Origin of the sequence: Protofrankia sp. Cr1 (assembly GCF_963555865.1) — a bacterium.
Lineage (GTDB): Bacteria > Actinomycetota > Actinomycetes > Frankiales > Frankiaceae > Protofrankia.
In genome coordinates, this window is the sequence record NZ_CAUVXO010000221.1 from 1 (window position 1) to 8085 (window position 8085).

Genomic DNA, 8085 nt, shown 5'->3' on the forward strand with positions numbered 1-8085 from the left:
CGACCAGTCCGCGTTCCTCGTGGTGCAGCCGATGCTCGATGACCCGCCGTGACCGGTCGCGCAACGTGATCACCAGCGCGCGCTGCTCGGCGACGTCCGGCACGACCCTTTTTGCCGCGTCCGTCGGGGTGGATGCGCGGACGTCGGCGACGAAGTCGAGCAGGGGCGCGTCCTGCTCGTGACCGATAGCGGACACCACCGCGGTGGTCGCCGCGGCCACGGCCCGTATCAACGCCTCATCGGAGAACGGCAGCAGGTCCTCCATCGACCCACCGCCCCGGGCGATGACGATGACGTCCACCTCGGGGATGCGGTCGAGCTCACGCAACGCGTCGATGACCTGCCCGACGGCGAGCGGTCCCTGGACCGCCACCTCGCGTTGCACGATCCGCACGGCGGGCCAGCGGCGGCGGGCGTTTTCCACCACGTCCCGCTCGGCCGCGCTCGCCCGTCCGGTGATCAGTCCGACGGCCCGCGGGAGGAAGGGCGGTCGGCGCTTGCGGGACGCGGCGAACAGCCCCTCGGCCGCGAGCAGGCCGCGAAGTTGTTCAAGCCGTGCCAGCAGGGCGCCCGCTCCGAGCGGGCGGATCTCCACAACGGCGAGCGCGAGGGTCCCCCGGGCGGGGTGGAAGGACGGCTTGCCCCAGACCACCACCCGGGCGCCGTCGACGAGGCCGGCGCCGATCGCCTCGCACACGGCTCGCGGGCAGGTCAGCCGCAACGAGACGTCGGCGACGGGATCGCGCAGGGTGAGGAAGACGGTGGCGAGGCCGGGCCGGCGGACGATCTCGGTGAGCTGTCCTTCCACCCATACGCGGCCAAGCCGGTTGACCCAGTCCCCGATCGCCCGGGAAATCGTGCGGACCGGTAGCGGCTGCTCCGGCGAGGAGGTGAGTGCCACCGGGCCACCGTAACGACTTCAACCGTCGATCCATGCACAAACCGCTCCCGGTGTCCGTGCAGGTTGCCGGCGTGTGACGGTTATCGTTCGGCCCTCCAGCAGGTGTCGGGCCGCGTAGACTTCCGGGCATGGGGCGGATCCTGTTGGCCAATCCGCGCGGGTACTGCGCTGGTGTCGACCGAGCGGTGCTGACGGTCGAGAAGACGCTGGAGCTGTACGGCGCTCCCGTCTACGTGCGCAAGCAGATCGTGCACAATGCCCACGTCGTCAAGACGCTGGAGGCAAAGGGCGCGATCTTTGTGGACGAGACGGACGAGGTTCCTGCCGGGGCGACCGTGGTGTTTTCTGCCCACGGTGTCGCACCGTCCGTCCATGAGGAGGCGAGGTCCCGGGAACTGCGAACGATCGACGCCACGTGCCCGCTCGTGACGAAGGTTCACGGCGAGGCACGCCGATTCGCCAAGGAGGACTTCGACATCCTCCTCATCGGCCACGAAGGTCACGAGGAGGTTGTCGGTACCACGGGCCAAGCGCCCGACCGCATCCACCTGGTGGACGGCGTGGAAGATGCGGCGGCTGTCAAGGTTCGCGATGAGTCCAGAGTCGCCTATCTCTCGCAGACCACTCTGTCGGTCGACGAGACCGAGACGACGGTGCACGCGCTGCGTGAGCGGTTCCCGCTGCTGCAGGGGCCGCCGAGTGCCGACATCTGCTATGCCACCCAGAACCGCCAGGTCGCGGTCAAGGAGATCGCGAGCCAGGTTGAGCTGATCCTTGTGGTCGGGTCGCCGAACTCGTCGAACTCCGTGCGTCTGGTCGAGGTCGCCCTCGACCACGGGGTGCCCGCGGCCTACCTGGTGGACGACGCCAGCCAGGTGGATCCGGCCTGGCTCGACGGGGTCGAGACCATCGGCGTGACCAGTGGGGCCTCTGTTCCTGAGGAGCTGGTCACCGAGGTTGTCGCCTGGCTCGCCGAACGCGGTTTCGACGATGTCGAGCAGGTGACCTCGGCCGAGGAGCATCTACTGTTCGCACTACCTCCCGAGCTACGCCGGGAAATCCGGGCCCGGGAGCGGGCGGCCAGCGCCTAGCCGGCCAAAGGGCGTGCGATCGTGGTTTTCTCGCACGCCCTGTGGCCAGCAAGGCCCCGGGGTTTAGAGCGCCCGGCAATAGGGACGCGGCGTCGCGGGGCCGGGGCACGCACCTCGCGTCGTTGTCGTCGGTCGACACCCGCAACCAGGGTGTCTCCCTCCTCCGCCTCGCGATCTACGCACCCCGACCCCGCTCCTTGATCCACGCCTCTATTGCCGGGCGCTCTTATTGCTTGGATGGCTGGCGCCCCGGCCCGGCCCGATGCCGTGCCGCCATCAGGCAGTGCAGCAGTTCCGCCTGGTTGTCGGCCTGCTGGGTGAGGGTATGGCGGGCGAGCACGTTCGCGCGGGCAGCCGCAGAGATCCGCCGGCCATGAGCAGGATCGCCGAGCAGCTCGCTCAGGCGACGGGCGAGATCATCGACGTCCCCCGTGCGGGCGAGCAGCCCGGTCACGCCGTCCGTCACGATTTCCGGAATCCCGGCTGTCGGAAACGCCACAACCGGTGTTCCACAGGCCTGTGCTTCCAGAACGCTCAGCGGTAGACCTTCCAGACTGGACGCGAGCACCAGGGCGTCGCACGCCCGTAGCAGGTCCGCGACATCCGTGCGCGGGCCGAGGAAACGTATCCGCAGGCCGAGCAGGCTGGCTCCGAGTTCGCGCAGCGTCCCCGCGTGCGCCGGATCGAGGCTCGGCGTGCCCGCGACGGCGAGTTGAGTGCAGGCGAATCGCCCGGGTAGCGCGGCTACCGCTCGGATGACGGTGTCCACGCCTTTGCGCGGGTCGAGCCGGGACAGCGCCAGTACCACGGGGGCGGACGGATCGGCCGCCAGCTGGGCACGTATCTCGGGGTCGGCGGCTCCCGGGCGCATCGCATCCGTGTCCACCCCGTTGCGGATCACCTGGGTACGGCGGGCTGCCTCGGGCGGCAACGACGCCGCCACCGCGTCACTGACCGCGACCGACGCCTGGGCGCCGCGTACCGCCAGACCCCGCAGCCGCCCGATCAGATCCGGTTCGTTCTCCTCATGCAGGTGCAGGACAACCGCTCGGCTGGCCAGCCGACCCGCCAGCACGCATTCCAGATGGGACCAGTGGCTGTTCGCGTGCACGACATCCACGTCGAGCAGGCGCGCGAGTGCGGCGGTGCGTCGGGCGAGGACGGCGGTCCGCCCAAGCTCCCGGACCGCGTTGGCCGGGCTGAGGCGGCCGGCCGGTGTGCGTATCCCGCGGTCGTCGGGCGCGGCCAGCACGACGTGCAACAGTCCGCTGGCCCGCCATGCCGCGGCCGTCGCACTGCCGGCAGGGGCCGCGAGGATCTGTTCGACGCCACGGTCGCGCAGCAGCGGCGCGAGCCGCAGCAGATAACGCTGCGCCCCCCAGACTCCCTCACCCTGCTCGACAACCAGCACCCGGCAGCGTGCCGGCTCCGGCGCCAGGGGCACCATCGGCACCTGCGGCGCCAGCGGTGTCGCTGGGTCCAGGACGGTCGTGGATGTGGTCACCGGTTTGTTCCTGACACCGACGACGGGCCGGTGACCGTGCGGCCCGGATCGGTCAGCAGGTCAAGCGGGCCGGCGCACAGCAGGTCGATCGCGGCGGCCACAGCGGACCGGGGGAAGCTCGACGGGTGGAAGGTGGCGGTGACCGACACCGCGCCGCGTAGCTCGACGAACTTCACGGATATGACGTCGCTGCCCCCGGGCGTGGACGCCGAGTACACCTGGGGGGCATCCGGGCCGGGATCCCCGCCCGCCGATCCGCCGATCCAGCTGAGCTGTTCGAAGCGCGGCACCCGTCCCAGGTGGTTGAGCACCAGGCACGGATGTGCCGGCGAGTGGGCGTCGGTCGGTAGCGATGCCGCTGGCAGCCGTTGTCGATACCCGCGCACGGCAATGAGACATAGCGTGGCCAGAGATCGACCAGATGTGACCGTTTGGCGCAGCGTCCGGCTGATGGCGACCGGATCGACCGGATTGACCGGGGCCATGTGCAGACCCACCGCGAAGTTGCCGGCGACGGTCGCGTCGGCCGGCAGGAAGCGCCGGTTGTCGATCAGCGTGAACACGCCGGCACCGGCGGGTGGTCCCAGCCCACAGCGGTCGAACGCGACCCGGGCCGCGGCGAACAGGACGGCGGCGCTGGTCGAGTCGGGGGCGTGCGCGTCGCGCCAGCTGCGGATGTCGGCCAGCGTCGACCCGGGGCTGCGTCGTGCGACAACCGCCGGCGCGGCGTCGGCCGGTCGGCTTGGAGCGTTCCCGGCTGCCGCCGCCGGCATCCGCCCGGTGCGGGCGGGAGCTGCGCTCTTCGGCGGACTGGACCGTGCATCACGCACCGTCGCCAGTAGGCGGCGCGGATCACGACCGTAGAAGCGGATGAGCGCCCGCGCCAGCGGCAGCGCCGTCTCATCCCCGGTCAGCGCCACCGGTGGGTCGCCGTCGAGGCCGGCGCGCAGCAGGGCGGGGAAAGCGTTGGTACTCAACCAGCCGTCGCCGAGGCAATGGGCCATCGACAGTGCCGCGTACCGACGTCCGACATAGATCTGGAACGGCAGCGTCGGCACCGCGGATGTGTAGAGGCGTTCGATATGGCCAGCGAGGTCGTCCTGATCGGGATCGTCCATCGGAACGATAGTCGCCACGCAGTGGCGGCGTATGTCACCCGCCGGGGTCGGTATCCACTTTGTCGAGCTCGGGTCGAGCCTGCGGAACAGCCGATGGTCCGGTTTCATGGTGAACAGTTGCTCCGCGGCGACCCGGACCGCGGTCACGTCCGGCATTTCGGCCGGGCCGGCGAGCATGATGTGCCGCCGGCCTATCCAGGCACGGTCACGACCGGCCATACGCATGAAGGTCATCCTCTTCTCCACTGTCGCGGATTCTGTTGTTGTGAACTCTGGCCGGGTGCGATCGGCGGCTGAGCGCGGCGGCGACCACCGCTGTGACGCTCTGTGCGACAGCCCAGGCCAGACCGACACCGGCCAGCCCCAGTGGCTTGGCGAAGTGCCAGGTACCCGTGGTCACGAGCACCGCGGGAATGGCCTGCAGGATGACGATCCGGCCGACCTGGCGCCGCGCCCTCGCCGCACAGACGGCCAGCACGGTCACGGCTCGGGCCATACCGCCGAGGAGCAGCAGCCGCAGGACGGTGCTGGCCTGCTCGGCGTAGGTCGCCCCGAAGATCCTTAGGATCAGTGGAGCCCCGGCGATGCCGGCGGCGCCGACCGCCGCTACCACCGGCAGGACCCGGCGCAGTAAGGCCCTGTGCAGGGCGTCGACGTCGGCGCCGGGCTGGGCGCCTTCGACGGTCAGCGAGATCCCCATGCCGACTGTGATCAGGTCGACCGACACCGTCAGCATCCAGGCGATGCCGAACGCGCCACCGGCGTTTGAACCCATCCGGACCACGACGAGTACCGGCAGGAAGGTCGTCGCGATCTGGGCGAAGACCATTCCGACGGCGTCACCGGACAGGAAGCGGAACACCGCCGTAGCCCCGATCGGCAGCCTGGCGGCTCTGGGTCTGGGTCTGGTTCTGGGCCCGGCCGATGTGGCGTTGGCCGGTGGAAGCAGACGTGTCCACAGCAGCCAGGAGACGCCCGCGATGAAGACCACAGGTGGCAGCGCCCACGAGCCGAAGAGCCCGAGCGCACCGCACTGCCCGAGGGCGGCCAGCGTAGCCAGCGTCGCGAGCTTGGTGGTGCTGTAGGCGACGTTCTCGATCGGCACCCAGACTGCGGCACGTAGGCCTGTCAACACGCTGTCCTGCAAAGAGAAGATCGACCATAGCGCGACCGCCAGGGTGAAGCCGATCGCCGCGCCGGGGCGTCCCAGCACTGCCAGGGCCGGGCTCATCCTGGGGGCTACCAGCACGAACACTGTGCCCAGGAGCAGGCTTGCGCCGCTCGCCACGCCATAGCCGATCAGTACCAGGGCTCGGGCGGATGTCCCGGCGCTCGGGAGAAACGTCGCGAACGCGCCGCCGAAGCTGAACTGGGCGAGGGTGGACAGGGCACTGAGCGCTGCGACCAGGGCCGTGACCTCACCGACCGTGGTCGGGGTGGCGCTGCGCGCGGCGAGTATCCAGTACCCGCTCCCCACCAGAGAGGACACCCCGCTGTTGACGACCAGGGCCAGTCCGTTGCGGTACAGGACGCTGCGGTCAAGGACGCTGCGGTAGAGGACACCGCGCCGGGCGGCCGTTCGCGGGGCGCGGGTTCGTGGGGATCGCCATTCAGGGACGGCATTCGCCGAAACCGTGTTTCCGCGCGTCGCCCGGTGTCGGCCCCGCTGCCGCGGATTTCGGTAGTCGCGCTGTTGCTGTTGCTGTTGCTGTTGCTGCTGCTGCCGGCGCCTCCCGGAGTGAGCCGGTAGCCCGACCGTCATCACCGGTTTGCCTGGTAGGTGTAAATGCGGGCGGTCGGGCTGGTGAAGAAAACCTGGAAGCGTGGCGAGCGCGCGACCGCGTCCTCCAGGGAGTTCAACGCTCCCGGTGGCGTGAGCCCGAAGACATCGGCATAGACGTCCTGCGAGGTCGCGAACGCAAGATACCCATGGGTGGAGTACTGCCGCAGCACCGCGACGACATCGTCGAGGTCGGCCGCGCCCAGCTGGCGGTTGCGGAACCTGACCGCGTGCAGCAGGTTGGGGTCGTCATCACTTCCTGGACTCCGAAATTCCGGGTATCTCGGGCCGTACCGGAGGGGAAAGTCGGGGCCGGCGAGAAGGAGGACAGACCCCGTTGCGGCATGGGTGTCGAAGTAGTCGGCGGCCCGGACGGTATCCGGCGTCATGATGTTGATTTCCTCCTGCCCGGTGAACGCGGGCAGGAACATGGCGACCAGAGCGCCGGTCACGATGCTGACCGATGGTATCTGGCGCAGGCGCCATCCGCCGTCGGTGGGTTCGAGGGCGAGGGCGCCGAGAACGGATGCGAACGGCAGGGCGAACAGCACGACCCGCAGCGACGCCTCGCCGCCGTAGTTCTGGGCGAACACGATCCCTACGGGGACCACCGCGAGCACCAGCGCGATCCCGACCGCGCGTTCCCCCCGGCGCAGGCCACGCCAGGCGCCGATGATGGCCAGCAAGCACACGGAGGCCGTGAGTGCGTACCCGGCGCGCGCATTGAAGATTTTTCCGGGCTGGGGGGAGAACTCGTGGACGTGCGCGTTCGTGGCGTTGGCAACCGGGTTCGCTCCGGAGAGCAGGCCGAAATTGTGCTCGACGTAACCGAGGTTCGGCGCGAGCCAGGCCAGGGCGAGTCCGGCCAGCACAAGTGTCAGCCACCGTGGCCGGAGGTATCCCGCGACACTCAATGCGCCCATTCCGGCGACGATCAGGTACGGAGTGAGCTGGTGGCTGACGACCACCGCTGCCTGTAGCATACAGATGATCGTGATGGCCGTCCGTCGCGCGGCTTTCCCGGTAACCGCGGTGAGCTCGACGGTCGGCCGCCGGGTGCCCAGGAACCGCAGCGCGACCAGATACAGACCGAGGCCCATTGTGAGCCCGAATGCCTGCGGAGCGAAATAGCTCTGACCCACCCAGTTTGTGACGACGAAAAGGAAAGCGGCCGTGGCGGCGGTGCGGGTACGGCCGGTCAGGGTCCGCGCGGTCGCGGCGACTATGCCAGCCTGGACGAGCGGAAAGAAAACCTCGGCCCAGGCCGCGTATGTCACCGGATTGCGCTGACCGGCGAGCCGGCCGAACAGCGTGGCGACCGCAAAGAATCCCGGCCACCGATGGTAGATGTCGATTCCGGGGTCGATACTGCCGTGTACGTCGATGTACCGGACGACGCCGATGTGCTTGTACACCCATGGGTAGTGTGGAACGTCCGCGCACAGTGGCACCGTCCCGTAGAGGACGACCACGGTTGCGGTGAGGAAACCGGCGAGCAACCACGGTCTCGACCGCCGCTGGCACAGCGCGCCCGCGTGTCCGATGACCAGCAGAGCGAGTCCGGCGTACCAGCGCACGGGCAGGGCCGGCGGCAGGCCGTAGTCCCCGAGGGAGTCCACCCGGATGCCGCCAAGGGACGTCGCCCACATGATGATGCCGGTGGTGCCCACCGTCATGGTCAGTGTGAGCCC

6 protein-coding genes are annotated in these 8085 nt (G+C 69.5%); 1 reads left to right on the top strand and 5 read right to left on the bottom strand.

The features are described 5' to 3' along the window. On the bottom strand, positions 1 to 901 hold a 901-nt coding region (xseA, locus tag U9980_RS16760; protein ID WP_322768772.1), incomplete at its 3' end, for an exodeoxyribonuclease VII large subunit. Positions 902 to 1029: 128 nt separating this feature from the next. Here xseA and U9980_RS16765 point away from each other — a divergent pair. After that, positions 1030 to 1992 carry a 4-hydroxy-3-methylbut-2-enyl diphosphate reductase gene (locus U9980_RS16765; protein WP_322748873.1) on the top strand — a complete coding sequence of 321 codons (963 nt, stop codon included), beginning with the start codon at positions 1030 to 1032 and terminating at the stop codon, positions 1990 to 1992. A gap of 226 nt (positions 1993 to 2218) precedes the next feature. Here U9980_RS16765 and U9980_RS16770 read toward each other — a convergent pair whose 3' ends face one another. The 4 genes from U9980_RS16770 to U9980_RS16785 all read right to left on the bottom strand — a co-directional run. Further along, a complete protein-coding gene (locus U9980_RS16770; protein ID WP_322768773.1) occupies positions 2219 to 3496 on the bottom strand; it encodes a glycosyltransferase family 4 protein in 1278 nt (425 codons plus the stop codon). Beyond that, positions 3493 to 4848 (bottom strand): hypothetical protein, encoded by a 1356-nt coding sequence (locus U9980_RS16775; RefSeq protein ID WP_322768774.1) that lies wholly within the window; start codon positions 4846 to 4848, stop codon positions 3493 to 3495. Before U9980_RS16775 ends, U9980_RS16770 begins: the two co-directional genes overlap by 4 nt. Beyond that, positions 4820 to 6376: a hypothetical protein gene (locus tag U9980_RS16780; RefSeq protein ID WP_322768775.1), complete on the bottom strand. Its 1557-nt coding sequence runs from the start codon at positions 6374 to 6376 to the stop codon at positions 4820 to 4822. The genes U9980_RS16775 and U9980_RS16780 overlap by 29 nt, the downstream gene beginning before the upstream one ends. Beyond that, positions 6376 to 8085, bottom strand: a 1710-nt coding sequence (locus U9980_RS16785) for a hypothetical protein (protein ID WP_322768776.1), incomplete at its 5' end; no start/stop codon positions are given. The genes U9980_RS16780 and U9980_RS16785, both read right to left, overlap by 1 nt.

Coding starts and splice junctions, on each gene's coding strand:
- U9980_RS16765 (WP_322748873.1), top strand. CDS start 1,030: ATGGGGCGGATCCTGTTGGCCAATCCGCGCGGGTACTGCGCTGGTGTC.
- U9980_RS16775 (WP_322768774.1), bottom strand. CDS start 4,848: ATGACCTTCATGCGTATGGCCGGTCGTGACCGTGCCTGGATAGGCCGG.
- U9980_RS16780 (WP_322768775.1), bottom strand. CDS start 6,376: ATGACGGTCGGGCTACCGGCTCACTCCGGGAGGCGCCGGCAGCAGCAG.